Origin of the sequence: Acinetobacter sp. AR_0276 (genome assembly GCF_003000705.1) — a bacterium.
Classification (GTDB): Bacteria; Pseudomonadota; Gammaproteobacteria; order Pseudomonadales; family Moraxellaceae; genus Acinetobacter; species Acinetobacter nosocomialis.
Window position 1 is genome coordinate 3,224,446 of record NZ_PSQO01000004.1, and the last position, 20,864, is coordinate 3,245,309.

At 38.2% G+C, this 20,864-nt stretch carries 16 protein-coding genes, 3 pseudogenes and 1 riboswitch; of the genes and pseudogenes, 13 read left to right on the top strand and 6 right to left on the bottom strand.

Annotation, left to right across the window (positions count from 1 at the left end):
- Window positions 1–56: 56 nt before the first annotated feature.
- Window positions 57–2,702, bottom strand: coding sequence for a DNA mismatch repair protein MutS (gene mutS / locus CSB87_RS16330; RefSeq protein ID WP_004887948.1), 2,646 nt, complete (start codon window positions 2,700–2,702; stop codon window positions 57–59).
- A 500-nt stretch (window positions 2,703–3,202) separates the two neighbouring features.
- On the opposite strand from mutS, the gene CSB87_RS16335 reads away from it, so the two are divergent.
- The 5 genes from CSB87_RS16335 to CSB87_RS16355 are packed head-to-tail and all read left to right on the top strand — an operon-like array spanning window position 3,203 to window position 7,985.
- Complete coding sequence (locus tag CSB87_RS16335; protein ID WP_106105116.1) at window positions 3,203–3,967, top strand: SDR family oxidoreductase; 765 nt, start codon at window positions 3,203–3,205, stop codon at window positions 3,965–3,967.
- A gap of 12 nt (window positions 3,968–3,979) precedes the next feature.
- Window positions 3,980–4,735: an SDR family NAD(P)-dependent oxidoreductase gene (locus CSB87_RS16340; protein WP_004887945.1), complete on the top strand. Its 756-nt coding sequence runs from the start codon at window positions 3,980–3,982 to the stop codon at window positions 4,733–4,735.
- A 47-nt stretch (window positions 4,736–4,782) separates the two neighbouring features.
- Window positions 4,783–5,691: an SDR family NAD(P)-dependent oxidoreductase gene (locus CSB87_RS16345; protein ID WP_004887943.1), complete on the top strand. Its 909-nt coding sequence runs from the start codon at window positions 4,783–4,785 to the stop codon at window positions 5,689–5,691.
- A gap of 1 nt (window position 5,692) precedes the next feature.
- Entirely contained in the window at window positions 5,693–6,148 is a 456-nt protein-coding gene (locus CSB87_RS16350) for a MaoC family dehydratase (protein ID WP_004709686.1), read from the top strand.
- A gap of 13 nt (window positions 6,149–6,161) precedes the next feature.
- Entirely contained in the window at window positions 6,162–7,985 is a 1,824-nt protein-coding gene (locus CSB87_RS16355) for an acyl-CoA dehydrogenase (RefSeq protein ID WP_004887941.1), read from the top strand.
- 156 nt (window positions 7,986–8,141) lie between these two features.
- On the opposite strand, the gene CSB87_RS16360 is transcribed toward CSB87_RS16355, so the two are convergent.
- The gene (locus tag CSB87_RS16360; RefSeq protein WP_004887938.1) at window positions 8,142–9,053 is read right to left on the bottom strand and encodes a LysR family transcriptional regulator; all 912 of its coding nucleotides are present in this window, start codon (window positions 9,051–9,053) and stop codon (window positions 8,142–8,144) included.
- A 102-nt stretch (window positions 9,054–9,155) separates the two neighbouring features.
- Between CSB87_RS16360 and CSB87_RS16365 the strand changes: the two genes are divergently transcribed.
- The 4 genes and pseudogenes from CSB87_RS16365 to CSB87_RS16380 all read left to right on the top strand — a co-directional run bounded on the left by CSB87_RS16365 (window position 9,156) and on the right by CSB87_RS16380 (window position 12,319).
- Window positions 9,156–10,349, top strand: a complete 1,194-nt coding sequence (locus CSB87_RS16365; protein ID WP_004887936.1) for an MFS transporter — start codon at window positions 9,156–9,158, stop codon at window positions 10,347–10,349.
- Window positions 10,350–10,410: 61 nt separating this feature from the next.
- Window positions 10,411–10,606, top strand: a riboswitch (yybP-ykoY riboswitch).
- Between the two features lie 157 nt (window positions 10,607–10,763).
- Window positions 10,764–11,183: pseudogene (locus CSB87_RS16370) on the top strand (EAL domain-containing protein); the annotation flags it as partial.
- Between the two features lie 277 nt (window positions 11,184–11,460).
- Window positions 11,461–11,916 (top strand): hypothetical protein, encoded by a 456-nt coding sequence (locus CSB87_RS16375; protein WP_004887933.1) that lies wholly within the window; start codon window positions 11,461–11,463, stop codon window positions 11,914–11,916.
- 178 nt (window positions 11,917–12,094) lie between these two features.
- On the top strand, window positions 12,095–12,319 hold the full coding sequence (locus tag CSB87_RS16380; protein WP_004887932.1) for a hypothetical protein: 225 nt from the start codon (window positions 12,095–12,097) through the stop codon (window positions 12,317–12,319).
- A 317-nt stretch (window positions 12,320–12,636) separates the two neighbouring features.
- On the opposite strand, the pseudogene CSB87_RS20295 reads toward CSB87_RS16380, so the two are convergent.
- A pseudogene (locus tag CSB87_RS20295) lies at window positions 12,637–14,015 on the bottom strand (IS3 family transposase).
- A 407-nt stretch (window positions 14,016–14,422) separates the two neighbouring features.
- Here CSB87_RS20295 and CSB87_RS16395 point away from each other — a divergent pair.
- On the top strand, window positions 14,423–14,986 hold the full coding sequence (locus CSB87_RS16395) for a TetR/AcrR family transcriptional regulator (protein WP_004887930.1): 564 nt from the start codon (window positions 14,423–14,425) through the stop codon (window positions 14,984–14,986).
- 169 nt (window positions 14,987–15,155) lie between these two features.
- Window positions 15,156–16,460 (top strand): MFS transporter, encoded by a 1,305-nt coding sequence (locus CSB87_RS16400; RefSeq protein ID WP_004887926.1) that lies wholly within the window; start codon window positions 15,156–15,158, stop codon window positions 16,458–16,460.
- 92 nt (window positions 16,461–16,552) lie between these two features.
- Here the strand turns inward: CSB87_RS16400 and CSB87_RS16405 are convergent.
- Window positions 16,553–16,906: pseudogene (locus CSB87_RS16405) on the bottom strand (DUF2147 domain-containing protein); the annotation flags it as partial.
- Window positions 16,907–16,996: 90 nt separating this feature from the next.
- Window positions 16,997–17,819, bottom strand: a protein-coding gene (locus tag CSB87_RS16410; RefSeq protein ID WP_076611894.1) for an IS5-like element ISAba27 family transposase whose coding sequence is annotated in 2 segments (ribosomal slippage) — window positions 16,997–17,437 and window positions 17,439–17,819 — 822 coding nt in all. Because the reading frame shifts where the segments join, the coding sequence is not laid out codon by codon here.
- A gap of 178 nt (window positions 17,820–17,997) precedes the next feature.
- Between CSB87_RS16410 and CSB87_RS16415 the strand changes: the two genes are divergently transcribed.
- Window positions 17,998–19,221, top strand: coding sequence for an MFS transporter (locus CSB87_RS16415; RefSeq protein ID WP_004887923.1), 1,224 nt, complete (start codon window positions 17,998–18,000; stop codon window positions 19,219–19,221).
- 395 nt (window positions 19,222–19,616) lie between these two features.
- Window positions 19,617–20,087, top strand: coding sequence for a spore coat U domain-containing protein (locus tag CSB87_RS16420; RefSeq protein WP_004887922.1), 471 nt, complete (start codon window positions 19,617–19,619; stop codon window positions 20,085–20,087).
- Window positions 20,088–20,140: 53 nt separating this feature from the next.
- Here CSB87_RS16420 and CSB87_RS16425 read toward each other — a convergent pair whose 3' ends face one another.
- A complete protein-coding gene (locus CSB87_RS16425; protein WP_009498856.1) occupies window positions 20,141–20,818 on the bottom strand; it encodes a hypothetical protein in 678 nt (225 codons plus the stop codon).
- Between the last annotated feature and the right edge of the window lie 46 nt (window positions 20,819–20,864).

Below are 20,864 nucleotides of genomic sequence, written 5' to 3' on the forward strand. Positions count from 1 at the left end.
TATTCTCCTTAAAGTAAGAGCAAACATGCCTATACACATGTTTGCTCAATGAGTGATTATGAATTAAGCGCTGCTTTTAGCTCATAAAGCTGTTCAAGTGCCTGACGAGGGGTCAGGTTGTCTACTTCGATTTGCTTAAGTAAATCGAGGGCAGGTGAAGAGACTTCAACTTCAATCACTTTCTCTATGACTTGAGTACTTGGTGTAACTTCTGAATCTAAAGTTGCAAACAAATCACTTTGAACACTAGTTTGTAAGTGCTGCTGTTGTTGCTTCTCTAAAATACGTAAACGCTTCTGAGCTTCTTTAATCACGTTAGCTGGAATACCAGCTAATTTTGCAACCTGTAAACCATGGCTTTGGCTTGCTGGCCCTTGTTGGACTTTATGCAATAAGATCAGATTACCGTTTAACTCTTGAGCAGTGACATGATAGTTATCAATACCAGGTTCGCTGCCCAACTCTGTTAATTCAAAATAGTGAGTCGCAAACAAGCAAAGACATTTAATGCGTTTGGTTAAATCAACCACACAAGCCCACGCTAAAGAAAGTCCATCATAGGTACTGGTTCCGCGACCAACTTCGTCCATTAACACAAGCGATTGATTCGTCGCATGGTGCAAGATTTGTGAAGTTTCAGTCATCTCAACCATAAAGGTCGATTTGCCTGTCGATAAGTCATCGGCTGAGCCAATACGGGTAAAAATACGGTCGATTGGGCCAAGTTTGGCAGCTCGTGCCGGAACGTAACTACCGCAGTAAGCAAGCAAACTAATTAATGCTGTTTGGCGCATAAAAGTAGACTTACCGCCCATGTTTGGACCGGTAATAATTGCCATACGGTGCTGGGCATCAAGGAAAGTATCATTTGGTGTAAATGGCGCTTTACTTAACGCTTCAACTACAGGATGACGGCCACCTTGAATCTTAATACCTGTTTCTGGTGTAAATTCAGGGCGTGCCCAGTTGTTTAAACGCGCTTGATGAGCAAAGTTTGCAATTACATCAATTTGTGCGATTGCTGAACTCATCATTTGTAGATGAGCAATATTTTCACGAAGGTTTTCAAGTAAAGCTTCAAATAACGCTTTTTCACGTGCTAATGCACGAGACTCACTTGATAAAACTTTATCCTCAAAACTTTTTAGCTCAGGCGTAATGTAGCGCTCGGCATTTTTTAAGGTCTGACGACGAATATAGTCGGCAGGGGCTTGTTCGGCTTGAGAGCGAGTCAGTTCAATATAGTAACCACTTACACGGTTATAACCGATTTTTAAGGTGCTAATGCCAGTACGTTCACGCTCTTTTATTTCTAAATCAATGAGGAATTGGCCTGCATGATCACGAATTTGGCGTAATTCGTCGAGTTCAGCATCATAGCCTTCTGCAATTACATTGCCATCACGAAGTAATACCGGTGGGTTTTCAACAATCGCAGCCATTAAATGTTGATGAAGCGATTTAAAGTCACCCAATTCTTGATCGAGCTGTCCTAATAACTTGGATTTCTTTGCTTGTACAACAGGTGCTAATGCATTTCGTAAAAATGGAATTTGCGCGCAAGCATGACGAAGCTGAACTAAATCGCGTGGTCGCGCACTACCCAGCGCCACACGACTAAGTACACGTTCAATATCCCCAATTTCTTTAAGCACTAAACGAACCGGACTTTCATGGTAGCCCTGAATTAACTGTTCAATTGCATCTAAACGTGCATCAAGTAATGCGGTATCACGGACAGGTTGCATGAGTGTTCGGCTAAGTAAACGTCCACCCATTGCAGTTTGGCAGTCGTTCACCAGTTGGAATAATGATGTGCCGTGTTCAAACAAAGGTTCAATAATTTCTAAGTTACGGCGCGTGATTGGGTCGAGCGCAATAAAGTCAGTGCTTTGTTCTAAAAGAATTGAACGAATATGTGGTAACGCCGTTTTCTGGGTTTCTTTGGCATAGTGAATTAGAGCAGCAGCAGCAGCTTTAGCCAAAGGTAGCGGATCTAAACCAAAACCAGAAAGCGTTGATACAGAGAACTGGTCACATAAGGTTTTTTGTGCATTGTTTAAATTGAAGTCTACATTTGGGCGCTTGGTTACAGGGCAATCTAAATGCTTTTTGATTTGTTCGATAATATTTTGATCGACAAGATCTTCATCAATTAAAATTTCACTTGGCATGAGGCGTGCCAGTTCAATTGGAAGTTGTTCCGGTTTGTAGTCTTGTTGTTGAACTTTAAAAATACCTGCACTTAAGTCGAGTAAAGCAAAACCGATCTGGTTTTGATGGATACATAACGCAACAAGATTAGAGGACTGATAACTTGTGAGTAATGCATCGTCGGTTAATGTACCAGGGGTAAGAATACGAACAACTTTACGCTCAACAGGACCTTTGCCGGTGACTTCACCCACTTGTTCACAAATGGCTACAGTGCGGCCTGCTTTTACTAAACGCGCCAAATAACCTTCGGCTGAATGGTAGGGAACGCCTGCCATTGGAATCGGGTTGCCATTTGCTTTACCACGATGGGTTAAAGTAATGCCTAAAAGTTTGGCTGCTAAATGCGCGTCTTCAAAGAACAGTTCGTAAAAGTCGCCCATACGATAAAACAGCAACGCATGTTGATAGTCTTTTTTGACTTTGAGATATTGCTGCATCATTGGAGTGTGGTTGGAGAGATCAGCCATGATTTCAGCGCTATTCATGCGTAAAAAACCCTTAAAAAAACGAAAAATTTACTTTTGGTTAATGAACCAATTTCAAGTTTTTAAAAAATGAATGTAATTCAAGAAAAGTACAATAACTGGATGAACCTTAGAACCAGCATCCCTAGTATAAAGTGTTTTCAGACCATTCCAGCGGTGCAATGGTAACAAATTTGAGTTATTGAAAAAAAGAGTAGTGAATTATTGAAGTACTTGAACAGTGTAAAGATGTATTGAAAAAGAACTTAAGCTTAAAAACGATTTTCTTGAGTAGAAGCTTAACTGTATAAGAGAAAAGAAACATACATATTAATTTTATGCATAGTTGAATATTCAAATAATTCATTTTATTCATTGTTATAGGTTGGGTATGTTTATAAGCATCGTACCAGCGATGTTATATGTTCGATAGCAAATAAAAACTCGTTTCCAAAACTGATAGGCAAACACAAGAATTTAAAAGCCCAACAGTAAAATAGACCAAGCTCAGGAGTAAAAATATGCCAACCAATTTGTTTGATTTAACAGGGAAAGTCGCATTAATAACTGGTGCAAGTCGTGGGATTGGTGAAGAAATTGCAAAACTTTTAGCTGAGTTTGGCGCACATGTCATTGTTTCGAGTAGAAAAATTGATGATTGCCAAGCGGTTGCCGATCAAATTATTCAGGCAGGTGGCAAGGCAGAAGCGTTTGCATGTCATGTGGGTTCAATGGAGGATATTACGGCTATTTTTGATCATATCCGTTCTAAGCATGGGCGTTTGGATATTCTAGTCAATAATGCTGCAGCAAACCCTTATTATGGCCATATTCTCGATACAGACCTTGCGGCATATAACAAAACGGTTGAGGTCAATATTCGTGGTTATTTCTTTATGTCGATTGAAGCTGGAAAACTGATGCGAGCTCAAGGCAGCGGTGCGATTGTCAACACCGCTTCTGTGAATGCATTACAACCAGGCGACCGCCAAGCTATTTATTCAATTACCAAAGCAGCCGTGGTGAATATGACGAAAGCGTTTGCCAAAGAATGCGGCCCTTTAGGGATTCGTGTTAATGCCATACTCCCAGGTCTAACAAAAACCAAATTTGCTGGCGCCCTATTTAGCAATGAAGAGGTATATAACCGTTGGTTGCAAGAAATCCCATTACGCCGTCATGCGGAGCCACGTGAAATGGCTGGAACGGTTTTATATCTTGTCTCTGATGCAGCAAGTTATACCAATGGTGAATGTATTGTGGTTGATGGTGGTTTAACCATTTAAGGACGGGTAGCAATGTACGATCAGTATTCAGATCAAGTGGTCTCAATCACAGGTGCGGCGAGTGGATTTGGTGCACTGCTGGCCCAGCAATTGGCAGAACATGGAGCAAAATTAGTCTTGGGAGACCGCAATATCGCAGGGCTGAATGCAGTGGTTGAACCATTACAACAAGCGGGTATACAAGTAGTTGCGCAGGCTTGTGATGTTAGTCTTGAAGCAGAAGTACAGGCATTGGTACAAAGTGCGGTGGATCATTTCGGTAGAATTGATGTCAGTATAAATAATGCGGGTATGAGTCCGCCAATGAAAAGCTTTATTGATACCAATGAGGCAGATCTGGACTTGAGTTTTGCTGTAAATGCCAAAGGCGTATTTTTTGGAATGAAGCATCAAATTCGACAAATGCTACAACAAGGTGGTGGCGTTATTCTAAATGTTGCTTCTATTGCAGGTTTAGGAGCAGCTCCAAAACTGGCAGCTTATTCGGCAGCAAAACATGCAGTGGTGGGTTTAACCAAAACAGCAGCAGTGGAATATGCAAATAAAGGGATTCGGGTTAATGCAATTTGTCCATTTTATACCACTACACCGATGGTGCTCGACAGTGAACTGAACGCGAAACAAGACTTTCTGGCACAGGCTTCTCCGATGAAGCGTCTTGCCCATCCGAGTGAAGTTGTTGCAATGATGCTGATGATGTGTGCTAGAGAAAATTCATATCTCACAGGTCAGGCCATTGCAATTGATGGTGGTGTTACGGCTTATTAAATACTTATTAAGAACAAAATATTAATAAATCTATTTAGGAAAAAACTATGACAATCAATTTAACCAACCGTGTTGCAATTGTTACAGGTGCCGGTGCAGGCTTAGGACGTGAGCATGCGCTATTACTGGCTCGTTTAGGCGCAAAAGTTGTAGTCAATGATTTAGGCAGTGATGTACATGGCAATGGCGGATCAACTTCAGCTGCACAGAAAGTGGTTGATGAAATCATTGCAGCCGGTGGTGAGGCGATCGCCAATGGTGCTTCCGTCACCGATGCGGAGCAAGTCCAGCGTATGGTCGATGACACTATGGCTCGTTGGGGACGCATTGATATTTTAGTCAATAATGCGGGCATTTTGCGTGATAAAACCTTTAGCAAAATGACATTAGAAGATTTTCGGCTAGTGATCGATGTGCATTTGATGGGTGCCGTGAACTGCACTAAAGCAGTTTGGGAAATCATGCGCGAGCAGAAATATGGTCGTATTGTCATGACCACGTCATCCTCGGGTTTATACGGAAACTTTGGTCAGTCTAACTATAGTGCTGCAAAAATGGCTTTAGTAGGTTTAATGCAAACATTAGGCTTAGAAGGCGAAAAATATAACATTCGAGTCAATTGTATTGCCCCAACAGCAGCAACCCGAATGTTGGAAGGCTTGTTACCAGAAACCTCACTCAAAGCACTTGCACCAAGTGCAGTTAGTCCAGCGATTGCTGTATTAGTCAGCGAAGAAGCCCCTAATAAAATGATTATTTGTGCAGGGGCCGGAAGTTTTGAAGCTGCACATATTACCTTGACCCAAGGCATTCATTTAGGAACTGGCGATGAGGTAGTGCATAACTTGGTACAGCATTTAAGTGAGCTTACTGATCGTACCAATGAAATCGTTCCTACGATGGGCGCAGCGCAAGGCAATTTAGAGTTGCAAAAAGCGGGTTTAAGCGGGGACTAACATGAGTATAGTGACGATTGAGCAACTGTTTGACTTGCAAGATAAAGAACTAGGTGTCTCTGATTGGTTGACCATTGACCAAGCCATGATTAATGCTTTTGCGGATGTTACGCGAGATTGGCAATTCATCCATATTGATACCGAAAAAGCTAAACAAACTCCATTTGGTGGCACGATTGCTCATGGTTTTTTGACTTTATCTTTACTATCGGCTATGGCGGCCGAAGTATTGCCCTCTGTAGAGGGACAAACCTCATCGGTAAACTATGGCATGAATAATTTACGCTTTCTAAGTCCTGTGCCGAGCGGACATCGTGTACGGGGAAGATTTACCTTAAAACAAATCATAGAAAAAAGAGCGGGAAGCTATCAGCTGACCTTAGGTGTGACAGTTGAAATTGAAAACCACCCCAAACCAGCGCTCGTTGCCGAATGGTTAACGCTGATGAATTTTTAATTGGGAGAACCGTGTGAATAATGAAATGATTCTTTCTCGACAGGATGTCGATTTCTTACTGTTTGATTGGCTTAACATTGAAGTACTCAATCAGCGTCCTCGTTTTGCAGGGCAAGAGCGTAGTGATTATGCGGCAGTATTGAATGTATATGAAGACTTGGCAACTGATCTTTTTGCGCCCCACAATAAAAAAAATGATAGCCATGAACCTAGCTTTGATGGTGAGCGTGTAACTGTTAATCCAGAGGTAAGTGTCGCCTTAAAAGCCTTTGCAGATGCAGGTTTGATGAGCACAGCTTTTTCTACTGAATGGAACGGAATGAGTTTACCCAATACCATTGAACGAGCAGGTATGGCTTACCTGATGGGTGCAAATCCGGGTACGACAGGCTACGCTTTTTTAACGATTGGTAATGCAAATTTATTGATGGCCCATGGAGACCCTAAAAAAGTAAAGCCATATATTGATGCCATGATTGCAGGTGACTGCTTTGGTACGATGTGCTTATCTGAACCACAGGCCGGATCTAGTTTGGGAGATATTCGGACACGTGCAGTGCCAACAGCCGACGGACGTTATCGTTTATTTGGCAATAAAATGTGGATTTCAGGTGGTGAGCACGATATTTCAGGCAATATTGTGCATTTGGTTCTAGCCAAAATTCCAGATGAACAAGGGAAGTTACCTGCTGGCGTTCAAGGCATTTCGCTATTTACCGTACCTCGAAAATTAGTTGATGAGCAGGGAAATATAGGTGAGCGCAATGATGTCGCTTTGGCCGGAATCAACCATAAAATGGGCTACCGTGGCACCGTCAACTGTGTATTAAATTTTGGTGAAGGTCGTTATACACCAGAAGGAGAACCAGGCGCTATTGGTGAGCTGGTGGGCGAAGCTGGCAAAGGGCTTTCTTATATGTTCCATATGATGAATGAGGCCCGAATTTCAGTTGGTCTGGGCGCAGCCGCCTTGGGATATACAGGTTATTTGCATGCACTGGACTATGCAAAAAACCGTTTACAAGGCCGCTCTCGTAGTGAACGTGATCCGAGTTCTCCACAAATTCCAATTATCCAACATGCAGATGTGCGCCGTATGCTTTTGGCACAAAAATCATATGCCTCTGGAGCACTTGCACTTTGTTTGTATGCTGCAAAATTAACAGATGATATTCACTCTCTTGAAGATAGCGAGCAACAGAAAAAGGCACAACTACTCCTCGATTTACTTACCCCTGTGGTAAAAAGCTGGTCATCAGAATGGGGACTCGTGGCCAATGATTTAGCCATTCAAGTACATGGGGGATATGGCTATACCCGTGAATACAATGTAGAGCAGTTCTATCGGGACAACCGACTCAATCCAATTCATGAAGGTACATTTGGCATTCAGGCGATGGATTTACTCGGACGCAAAACACGGATCAATGATGGTCTGGCGATGCACGTTTTGAATGAAAAAATCACAGGAACAATTGCTCAAGCTCAGTCAATAGCAGCATTACAGCGCCATGCCAATACTCTTGCTCAGACATGGCAACGGGTTCAGGAGGTAACGGCAGCATTACATGCTATTAAGGATATGGATATGCAATTGGCAAACGCTGCCAATTATTTAGAAGCATTTGGACATTTAGTGGTTGGTTGGTTATGGCTAGATCAGGCAATAACCCTTCATGAAAATCTAGCCACTTCATCAGCAACAGATTTTTTAAATGGCAAGTTAGCTGCCTGTGATTATTTTTTTGGTTGGGAAATGCCTAAAATTTACAGTTGGCTCGCTGTTCTTGATCCAATTGAAACTACGCCATTAAATATGCAGGAAGCTTGGTTTTAATCACCAAAATTAATCTCATTTATACTTCATTACGCTGACCATAAGCGTAATGAAGTTATGATTTTTAATAACTTTGGTATAACAGTATTAGATAAACAAACTCAAAGCCATATAGTGAAATATATTGGTTTGGACTTGTTTGTGGAAAGCCCAATTTTATAAAGAAATATGACTCAATTTTTGATGTATGAAGTCAATGAGCGCTCTTGTTTTAGCGGGTAAGTAACGACGATTTGAATACAGTGCGAATAACTGCAAAGGGGCTGCCTTTTGTTCAAATTCAATCTCGACTAGCCGTCCGTCGCTAATGTAGGGTTGGCAAGTTTGTTTTGATAGAATTGCAAAACCGATACCTGCTACAGCAGCTTGTCCTGCCATCTCTCCGCTGTTTACTCGATAATGTCCTTTAACCTTAATGGCCTCGAATTCCCCCTTTTTATTGACAAATTGCCAAGGAGCACCTTTGAGTGCACTGACTGTTGTAATACAGGGTAACTCTTCAAATTGCTCGATACGAGTAGGGGTGCCATAACGCTGAATGAGAGAAGGGGCTGCAACAATCGTGCATGGGATAGTCACCAGATGACGAGCGATGTAGTCACTGTTATCCATCTGACCGCGGCTAATGATAATCGCTAAATCCAGATCATCTCGTAGAGATTCAAAACCCGACAAATTTGTGACACAGCTGATTTCTAAGTCTGGATACTGACAGGCGAATTCTGCAATCACAGAACCTAGCAGTGCAGGGCCTATTTCATTTGGAATACAAATTCGTAATGGACCTTTAAGCTGCATTTGACGCAACGTTAATTCTGTCTCCGTTTGCTCAAGCGCTTCGAGTAATGGCTTTGCTCTGGTATAGAGTAGTTGCCCTGCCTGAGTGAGTTTCATATGTCGAGTACTACGCTCAATGAGCTGAAGATCGAGTTTTTCTTCTAACTGAGAAATGCAGCGACTCACGTTTGATGTTGGCATTTCAAGCAGTTTCGATGCACCCACAAAACTTTCTTTTTCAACCACAGCAATGAATACTTTCAGGGTATTAAAATCCAGAGCCGGACGCATCAATTGTCCCATATTTGATAATAATAAAAGCCATTTCTACCATATAATCAATACTATTGATAGCAGTTAAACTCGGACATCTTTTATCTATAGGTTACTGCGATGTCCCTAGCCACACAGACGTTTAATTATAAAGTCCTCATGCGGATAGCCACTGTAATTGCTTTCGTTCAGTTCACGAATGCACTGAAATATATGGTGTTCAATCCTATTTTTGTTTTTATGGCGACAGATTTCGCAGTGCCAGTATCATTCTCAGGTTATGTTTCAGGGATGTATACGCTTGGCGCCGTTCTTTCGGGAATTATTGCTTTTTACTGGATTGATCATTTCAATAAAAAGCGGTTTTTAACTATCAATATGGCGCTACTAGGTCTACTCACACTTTGGACTACCTGCACATCCAGTTTTAGTCTGCTACTTGCACTTCGATTTTGTGCAGGGTTGGTCGGCGGCACTACAATGGGTGTGGGTATAAGTATATTAATAAACAACGCTCCGCCTAATTTACGAGGAAAAATGTTAGCGACGGTGATTGCATCATTTTCAATAGTAAATATTGTCGGAATGCCTACCATATTATTTCTATGCACTCACTATGGTTGGCATGTGGCTTTGTGGCTCATAAGTGCATTGTGTGTGTTGGCATTGCCATTAATTGTATCCATTATACCCAAAGACCAAGTCTATTTAGATATGCTTCGTGCGCTGCCTCTGGATATGAACACATTATTGTTCGCCTCTGCTAATGCACTCGTACAGTTTAGTCCTATGCTCGTCATTCCTATTTTGGCACCCTTAATGATTCAGCAGTTGGGTGCTTCACAAAATCTATTGCCTTGGCTCTTCTTCAGTGGAGGTGTTATAGGTTACCTATCTACAAAAATTACAGGGGCGTTAACCTCTCGTTTTTCTGTTTTAGTGCTGGGTACAGGTTCAACCATTGTTTTTATACTGAGTTTGCTAATACCAATACTAGGCTATCAGCATGCAGCGTTATTTATTGGTTTATTTCTCGGTGCATCTTACAGCCGTTTGGTGTCATGTTCAGTGCTTACGATTCAGTTTCCTAACAACCAACAACGAGCTGGATTTTCTTCATTACAGACATCCATCATGTATTTAATGACAACCGTTGCATTTTTCTTATCTGCTTTTTTATTGCCTGATCAGGGTATGACGCCACAAAGTGTAAATACGTTACTAGCGATATGTGCAATTTCAGCAGCAGGGTTCCCAGTTCTTGTGATTGTTCTGCAAAAGAAACTGGCTAAACGTTTTCATGTCTTTTTATAAGCTCTTCTGGTTTTGTCTGACTATCTCTGTAGAGTTACGTTTAAATCACTGGTAAACTTCACCCATTGTCATTGGGGAGTAGCCATTCCTAGTACCCAGCTAGGAAGACCACGTCAACAAACTTGAGATGAGTATCTCATGGCGTGTTCAGCCACTGTATATACAGTATGAGCTAGGCGAGACCTTTGGCCGCAACGTGCTTTGCTAGTCGGGCGAGGCGTGTTGACGCGCCAATGGTTTCTTATTCGCCCGGCTGGAACTATTCCTATGCTCCTCACTTTTATCTTATTCTTTGTGTCCGCCGCAGCGATTTATCTCGCCTGTGAATATTTCGTCAATGGTATCGAATGGTTCGGTAAGCACCTTAATCTAGGTGCAACTGCAGTAGGTTCCGTACTCGCAGCTTTCGGTACAGACATAAATCCATCTCGGCTCATTTTAGAAATTACTGAAAATATTGCCTTAAATAATTGTGCAAGCATGATCGAAAAAATGAATTTCTTGTCTAGACATGGCATTCAGCTTTCACTTGATGATTTTGGTACAGGGTACTCATCTTTAAGCTATTTACAAAAAATGCCTATGAGTCAAATCAAGATTGATCGAAGTTTTGTACAAGCTGCTTTGGATGATAAGCGTAGCAATAAACTGGTCACAGGTATTATTAAAATCGGTTTAGACTTAAACCTTCGTGTGCTTGTAGAAGGAATAGAAACGATTGAACAATTTAACGCTTTTAAAAGTAATGGCTGTACTGAATTTCAAGGCTATTTATGGGGTTGTCCGATGCCTTTAAATGACTTTATTAAACAGTTGCCATATTTTCATAAGTAGTTGAAAAATTAATTAATAGAAAGTATAGAAGATAAAGGTATATTATTTTATTAATGATAAAAATCACGCAATCCAATGTTATATGAGCTTTTTTTATATTACAAAATTAAAAAAAGCTTAAAGCAAAACAAAAAATGGTTATTTATTGGCTTAATTTTAACAAATAATTAACAATAGTTACTTATTGTTACATAAGATTACAAGTTGAAATATAACTTGAAGCATACTTACTTTGAAAGACACCTAATACCGCTTCAAAGATAAGGAAAAAACCTTAATGCCACAATACTTAGCTATTGCAGAAAGTGTGTATAGGAAAGTTAAAGAAGTTGAGCTTTTTTCAGATGACACTATTGAAAATCTTAATAATTTAATGATTTTTATACGTAAAGAGATCACGGGGAGTGTATTCAAATTAAAGTATAACTACATTGATTTCGAAGAAGCTTTAACAAAACCCTTAAGTGAATGTAAAGTAAAAATAGATGTTAGTCTTATTCCACACCATAGTATGGAAGACGAATATATTTTATGGCTAGCTGGAATTGTTGAAAAAATTACGGAGGGTGGGCCCAAACCGCCACCACCAATTAAGAAATATATTCCTGAATTTATTAGCCTCGAATCAGAACTAGATTTTTTAACTGTTCCAAAGGAAAAGGTTTTAAATAAAGGTGAAGAAATTACCGACTATTTTAATTCAGAAGCATTTACCAAAACTGTGAAAAAGTAATGGTTGAGTGTATTTATAAAAACCGTTTAATCGCGGTTTTTTTATTGAGTTAAAAACGAGTAAGTAAGCCTATTTTTGCTTAGTAAACTTTACACTCCAGTACAGATCATCTATTGATACGAGTTATACATTTATGTATTACTTTAAATTCCAGTACTACAATAAAAAGGAATTTATTATGAAGTACATTAAGTATATTTTCGCCGCATTAGTTATCGCGCTTTCTGCTCCAACCTTTGCAAAAGGTCACGCTTACCACGGCTCACATCATGGTTATCACGGCAGTCATTATGGTAAAGCTTATGCTTATCGTGGTAATCATCATGGTAAGGGCTACTATCATAATAAAGCCCATGGCGATCATGGGTCTGATATGCATAGCCACGGACGTGGTCATATGTAATTCAACTCACTACAAAAAATCCCGCAATAGGCTGCGGGATTTTTTATGGCTTGATCTCACCACTTTATAAACTCCAATTTAACAATATCTTATTCATTATTTATCCTTACTTTTTAATGCGTTATTTAAAAGCAAATGTCATTTTGTGTGCTTGACTGTAAGAAGCTAGGACACTATCCTTTGCCTGCTGGCCACATTGCCAGTCGGTCGTCGCGGACCGCCCCTTAAGAGCATTAAAGGTTTTATACTTTTAGTGTGTACACCCTCGTGCCCCCTCTGCGGCGGAATGATCTGACCCCATAAAGTTGGACAGTTAGTTAAGCAGTTTTTATAAACTGGTTTCTATATTGTACCGGGGATAAACCTTGTAGCTTCACCTTGATTCTCTCATGATTATAATAATGAATGTATTCTCGTATCGTTTTCTCTAATTCATCAATTGATTGAAATTTTTCTCCATGAAAGCATTCCGATTTTAATATTCCAAAGAAGCTTTCTATTACAGCATTATCTAAGCAATTTCCTTTACGAGACATACTTTGAATTAAACCATGTTGCTTTAATTGCTGTTGGTAATGAGCCATTTGATATTGCCATCCTTGATCTGAATGGAGAATTGGTTTCTCATGTCGCTTAAGTTTAGCTAAGGCATGAATGAGCATATCTTTCACTAACTCATAATTGAGTTTACGTTGGATCCGGAAAGTAATAATTTCCCCATTAAACAAATCTATAATTGGTGATAGATAAAGTTTTTCACCGTTAACATTAAATTCCGTCACATCAGTTGCCCATTTCTGGTTGGGATGGTTCGCTTTAAATTGCCGTTGCATAATGTTATCAGCCACCGTCCCGACACAACCACTTTTATATGAGCGATATTTCAATGCTCTGATACGTGATTTAAGTCCCATGGTTTTCATAAGGCGATATACACATTTATGGTTGATTATTATTCCTGTACTTTTCAGGGCAAGAGTAATTCTACGATAGCCATAGCATCCCTTATGCTTGTGATATATGGACTTAATCTGCTGTTTTAACTCAGTATATTTGTCATTAGAGCGTACAGCTTTCATGTGATAGAAATAAGTACTACGAGCAATCTTTGCAATACTGAGTAAGAGTTTTAATGGATAAATTTGCCTTAATTCTGAAATAACCTGAACAGTGTCTGCAGTACAAAGTGTATTTAAGTACGTTGCTTCAGTTTTAAGGCTTTTAGCTTTTTTAAAAAGGCAACCTCTGCTCGTAAAGCAGTCACTTCATCAATGAGCTCCTGTTGAGATTTATCTTTGTCTTCTTTTATAGGTTTAGTTATTTTGGTTTTATGTTGTTTAACCATATTGGTATAAATCCTCGTAGTATTAAACCCGGCAATCCCTTCTTTATGATACTGAGCGAGCCACCTTCTTAAAATTGACGTCCCGCTCAGATTTAACCGTCTTCTAACTTCTCTTACCGGTATCTTATCAAGAAGCATTTGTACAGCCTTGATTTTAAATTCGGAAGAGTAGTAGGTTTTTTTAGTTTTAACATTCAGGCCATCTTCACCTTGTGCCTTATAGTTTTCAATCCATAAGCGGATGGTTTGGAGATCAACATTAAATTCTTGTGAAAGGATTTTATATCCTTTACTTCCATCTAAATAAGCTTGAATGACTTTTAATTTTAACTCTTTTGAATGCTTCGGAATTGGCATAGGGCACACCTCATAAGTTTAAAAAGTCTAACTTATGGGGTGCAGTTCAGAACGGGAGGGGGACACCTTTGGGTGTGCTGGAATCTTAAGGCCAGTCCGCGAACCCCCTTTCGTTCTGCCACCATAATTTTAATGTCTGGCAGAACTCCCAATAAAAAGGAGTTGGCTTTGCACATCCATTATTTCTTGGCAGCGGCTGCCAAAAGCTATAACGACACAGCTTAAAAATTAAAGCAGCTTGAACGCCCTCAGGTTTTCAGGCCGTAAGTCATTTTTACTTAGAACTTAGCAACAACAAAACTTGAGATGTGCCAAGCACAGTCTTTACGGCTTTGCTATGCCTTTTTTCTCCCAAAAAAGTATCTCGTTTAGAAACAACAAGAATTTATAATGGTAAAACTATGCCAAATTATTTAGAAATCTCTTCCAAAAAATTACACATTATTCGAACGGCTATTGGTCTATTTACCACTTATGGATTTCACACCGCAGGTGTAGACCTGATTGCCAAACAGTGCGAAGTACCCAAGGCGACGCTATATAACTATTTTCGCTCAAAAGAAGGGCTGATTGAAATGTGTATTGCCTTTCAGAAAAGTTTACTCAAAGAAGAAGTACTAGCCATTATTTACTCAAGCCATTACCGCACACCCATTGATAAGCTCAAAGAAATCGTGGTTTTACATGTTAATTCTAATAGCCTGTACCACTTATTACTTAAGGCTTTTTTTGAAATTAAAGTGGTTTACCCGCAGGCTTACCGTATGGCAGTTGAGTATAGAAAATGGCTGACCCGTGAAATTTTTGAACTGATTTTTAGCTTAGAAATGAGTGTGTTAAAACCCGATGCCGACATGGTTTTAAACTTAATAGATGGCTTAATGTTTGAGTTTTTAAGTACAGATAGTGTGGAAAACAGGGATGCAGCGATGGACTGCTTTTTTAAACCTATTTGTTTGAAGTAAACGAGTTATTTAAATAAAGGGGAATATGGTTTGCTTGATTGTTATCAGATGAGCAGACCATAGACGCCGTGAGATGAGGTGTGTTATTTTATTTACGCTAATCGTAAATCGATTACGTATATCGTAAAAATGGAATTAATTTAAAGCGCGTCATGGAGAAAGGAATACCATGAAAGAAGTTGCATTAAGTGATTTGATCAATCAGCAGAAAGTTGGGCGTTATCAAAAATTTATTCTGGTCACTTGTTTATTGCTAATGATTATGGATGGTTATGACATCCAGTCCATGGCTTACGCAGCTCCAATGATTATAGAAGACTGGGGCGTTCAAAAAACCATGCTCGGCGTTGTGTTTAGCGCAAGCTTATTTGGTTTATTTGTCGGATCATTTTTATTAAGTTCACTTTCTGATCGGTTTGGCCGCCGTCCTATACTGCTCATCTCGACCTTTATGTTCTCGATATTAATGCTGTTAACACCACATGTAGGCAATATCGAGCAATTGACCGTAATTCGCTTTGTTACAGGAGTTTTTTTAGGCGGTATCATGCCAAATGTGATGGCTTATAGCTCCGAAATTGTTCCATATAAATCTCGTATTTTTACCATGATGGTTATATCTTGTGGTTATACGGTTGGGGCAATGCTAGGGGGCGGTATATCAGCCTTATTGGTTCCTTGGGGCGGTTGGCAGTCGATTTTCTATTTTGGCGGAATTATCCCTTTAATTATTTTCTTTATTACATTCTTTAAAATGCCAGAGTCTTTATATTTTTTGAGTGAAGACAACAAAAACAACCCTAAAATTTTGTTTTGGTTAAAGAAGTTTTATCCCGCACTAACGTTTAATTCAGAAATAAAAATCATTAATAACACTGAAGTTGAGGTTAAAAAGTCGCCGCTAGAGTTGTTTAAAAATAAGCGTGCGTTTTTTACCTATTCCATCTGGATCATCAGTATTTTAAATATGATCAGCCTTTATTTCCTGTCGAACTGGCTACCGACTTTGGCTAAAGAGTCAGGACTTTCATTGAATCAGGCATTAATGATCGGATCCACCCTACAATTAGGCGGTACGATTGGTAGTGTTGTGATGGGCCTTAAAATTGATAAGACTGGATTTTATAAAGTATTAATTCCTGTTTTTTTTGTCGCAGTGATGAGTGTTGCTTTAATTGGGTATGCTGTTAGTCATATCGTTTTATTGTTTATTATTATTTTTATTGCTGGCTTTGCCATTGTTGGCGGACAACCTGCCATTAATGCTTTGTCTGCCAGTTATTACCCAGTTTCACTTCGTACTACAGGGGTGGGTTGGAGTATTGGAATTGCCCGTTTGGGTTCGGTTATTGGGCCGTTATTTGGCGGGTATCTCTCTCAATTTTTGGTCATTACCCATTTATTTGTGATTGCTGCAATCCCTTCGTTATTCGTGATTATCACACTGATCATTCAGGCTAAATACCGATCATAACACTGTCTACTACATAATTTTTACATCACATATAGACCGTATTTATGATCGGTGAGTAGCTACAGGGCGTTGGTCAAAAGCTACTTTATGAATTATTTAACTCGGTACCATGTTTGGTTTCGACCAATTGCAGAAATACCAATATAGCCACGCGCAGTAAGTTTTTCGCCATCTGGTGATACAGTTACACTAAAGCGATAGGTTGTGTCTGACTGTGGGTCAAGAATAGACCCTTTGTCATATTTATTTTGACCAACATTTTTTAAATTTTTGACAATGGTTAAACCAATTAAAGATTTGTTTTTATAAGTACCTTCACACATCGTACATTTATTGGCTTCACTTGTAACAAGGATTTTTTCAATATTTACAGTGAGAAGACCGTTTTTATCTTCGCTAAACTTTACCAAAGCTCTAGGTTGATTGGTTTCATCATCAATTGTTTTCTAAAATATTTAGAAAAGTAAAACCCGAAGAAAATTAATTTATAATGTTTAAAGAAATACAAAAATATAATAGACCTCTTGCGAAAGTCGTTATTGCAAGTTCATCCGATTTACCAGTGCAGCGATTAAGTTAATGCGTAAACCGAATCTTTTCCGTCTATTTCGATAGCGTTCACTTAATATTCTAAATGTTTTCAATTGACTATTAATATGTTCGATCACAACTCGTATTTTTCCAATCATTTTATTGTACTTTTTCTCAACATCAAATAAGGGTAAATTCTTCTTTTTCTTTATTGGCATCAATAATTTAAAGCCATCTTGCTCTAATCCGTAGTACCCTAAATCGGTCATAACATATTTACAATGTTTGAATTTTTTAACCGTTCTTCTTGCCAATTTAATGTCATGCTGACTGCCATTCGATATATCTAGCCCTATGATTTGTTTGCTGTTCGGATGATAGATCACTTGTGCTTTTAGCGTATGTTTCTTCTTTTTACCACTGTAGAACTTACTCTGATTTTTTTTTCGGACGTTCTATTGAACATTCTGTCGCATCAATAATGACCCAGTTAAACTGTTCGTCTGCTGTGGTAATGCTTCGTTTTGGCAGAGTAAACCGTCTTGATTTCATCAATGCATCTTCAACCTTTTTAATGGTTCGATTCACATTACTTTCAGCGATATGGTAATTTGCAGCCAACTCCAATTGAGTGCTGTAATTCCGTAAGTAATTGAGTGTTAATAATAATTGATCCTCTATAGCTAAAGTATGAGGACGCCCAGATTTCTTTTTAAGTGATTCTACTTCTTTTAAAACTTCGATCATTTCACTAAAAACTGGTCGAGGTACACCAACCAAGCGCTGGAATTCAGAATCTGAAAAACGATTTAATTTCTGATATCTCATGAAATTTAGATTGAGGTGGTTTTTACTTTCGCAAGAGGTCTAATATAAAAATTTAAAAAAACTAAAAAAATAATATAAGTTGATAAATGTGGATATAAATATATTTTTAAAAAATTAAAAAAGAATTATTTTTAAATAGTTCTCTTTGTTAAATGGAGTAATTAACTGGTTGTATTTTATGAATAATTTAAAGTTAGCATTTTTCGGGTTTTTGTCTGGTTATATATATTGCTTTTTAACAGTTACACTTCAAGCAGCTTTCACACATTTGGGCTATCCAGTTTCTTTTATCTCTACGATGGTATTTGCCTTACTGCCTTATTCTTTTAAATTTTTATGGAGTGGCTTTGCCGATTCAGTTGATAAATCATCTATCAAATTTTTAATATCCATATTTATAATTTTAATCAGCTTTAGCTTCTTTTTATTAATCCTCTTTTCGGATTTATATAGTATTGTTTTTATTATAATGTTAATCAATTTGGCATTCTTAGGAGCATGTTTTGATATCTTGACAGATGCAAACTTAATTAAAAATTTTACAGATGAAGAGCGTAGCTCTTTATTGTCTTATTACATTTTTGGGTGGAGAATTGCTTCTATTTTTGCAGGTGGGGCAGTTCTATTTATTTTTAATAAAATCTTCCAAGGAAGTTTAAGCCACTTATTTGTATTTTCCTCTTTGATTTTTCTGATTTTTTTTATAGTTTTTACTGTTAATAAGTTAAGCGATTTTTGGAAATTTAGTCGGGAAAACTTATTCTATTTTTTAATGTTTTTACCACCGATCTCTTTATTTTTTATTGTGAAAACTAGTCTATACAATTTAAAAGATTCGTTTTCTGTTCTTTCTGATATAAGTAAATTGTTTTTTTATTCAACATTTTATAAGCTTTTTGATTTAACCTTATCTTCTTTTGTGATCATATTTTTTATTAAAAAGTTTGAGCTAACTCTTGAGTTTTTTGGTGTGGTTAATACTATTTTACCGCTACTTGCTGTTGTATTTTGTGGTTATGCTTGGGGACGGATGAGTAGTAAATTTCCAGCAAATTATATAATGTTGTTTTCTTTGTTACTGAAATCATTAACCTTGTTGTTCTTTATCTATGTAAGTTTTTATAATGAAATTAATAAAGTTTATTTACTTGTCTTGTTCTCACTCAATATTGTTTCATCTAGCTTTGTTACTTATTCTTTTTCCAATTATTTAATGCAAGCTGTTAATAGTGCTAGGTCATCATTTAAATTTTCTATTTTAACATCTTTGTCTATGCTTTTAATTTTGGTATCTGTACCAGTTGCATCTTATTTAGTTGATAATTATAACTGGATTTCATTTTTTACCTTTATATTTGCTCTTCAAGTATTAAGTTATATATCTGTTTTTAAAATAAAATAATATTTTTCTCTTAATTGTTTTGTCGTGAATGAAATGTTTCTTGTGCGCCTCAACACGATACATTGAATGAAAACAGGTAGAGCTGTACAAAAGGTCTTATTTGTTAATTAGCTATTGAACTGAGACATCTAAAATTTTCAATTCATCATTAGATAGATTGGTGTAGACAATTAATAGAAATAAAAAATATTAACTACTTTTTAAACTAAATAAATTACGTTTAATTCATCACAAATTATAAGTTTAATATGAAAATCATGTGATTATTATCGATTGACAGTAGGCAATATTAAGCTTTATAACTAAAAGACCCTGAAACTGTTTCTTTAGTAAAACAGAAAAATGACAATATAAAGATGAGTAGAAAATAGAACAAAAAAAGATAAGGAGAAGAAATGAAAGTCATTAAGTACGCCTTATTTTCCCTTATGGGAATGCTGATAATAAATAGCGCACATGCTGGAAATGCATCTACTTCATTAAAGGTGAGTTTAACCATTGTAGACACTTGCGAAGTTTCAACCCAAGGAAATCTAGATTTTGGTACAGTTGTACGTGCGCAGCCAGTTTCAGCCACAAGAACCGATGTCTCTGTCCAATGCAGCAAAAATACACCGTATCAAGTCGCCGTCACCTCAGACAATAACTTTGAGCTTAAGTCTGCTGCAAGCACGGCTTCTGTGGCATATGTGTTGTATCAGGATGCTGGTCATACCCAAATTTGGGGTGGGGCAGGAAGTAAAATACACTCAGGTTTTGCAACGGGAATGAAAGAAAATATTCCTATACATGGGGTAATTACATCAAGTACCAATGTTCAGGCTACAAAGTATGAGGATTGGGTGCGCGTAAATGTTGTTTATTAATTGCAGCTCGCCAAAGTGTTATAAAAACCTTGAGAGCTGCATCATAAATGGTTTTATTTATGGGTAAGCCATTGAATTGAGGCATCAAACAGCTTTAAACCATCGTCAGATAGATTGGTAAAGGTGTCATTGTTAAGGAAGAACATAAGACGCTTTGCAGGCGCTAAAGATTCATAATCCATTGTTGCACCTTTCTCATATCCCCAAATGGCTACTTTTTCAGGTTGTCCATAAATCGTTTCAATAATGGTGGCACCTAAACCGGGCTTGCCCCAACTCATAGGCGCTTGAGCCTTATATACATTGCGAGTTCCAGCAGGAAGCTGTGCAGAGAGGGGATGCGGTGCATTGACTAGCCACAAATAACGTTCTTTCTCGACTTCGCCAAAATCGGTATTAATACGTTTACCGGTCATTGCCAAATCATCAAGGTAGTCGTTTTCCCATGTCATGATTGGAAGAGGAAGTTGACGCCAACCAGATTGAAGGTTTTTAGAAGCAACAGTAGAAGAGATAATGACTAAATCTGTGTTCTTTAAACTGTTTGGTGAAACAGATTGATCTAACACCTCAACTTGATAGCCCTTGCTTTGCAAGTATTTTTGAATGGCAATATCTGTACTCGCCGAGGCACCTTTAACTTGAGAGATCAAGGCAATTCGCGTTTGAGCATAAACAGCAGAACTAAACAATGTGCCAATCAACACTACGATAGAAAGAAGCTTTTTCATATTGATTTCAAAAGAGCAGCGATTTAGGCACTGCTCTAATCCCATG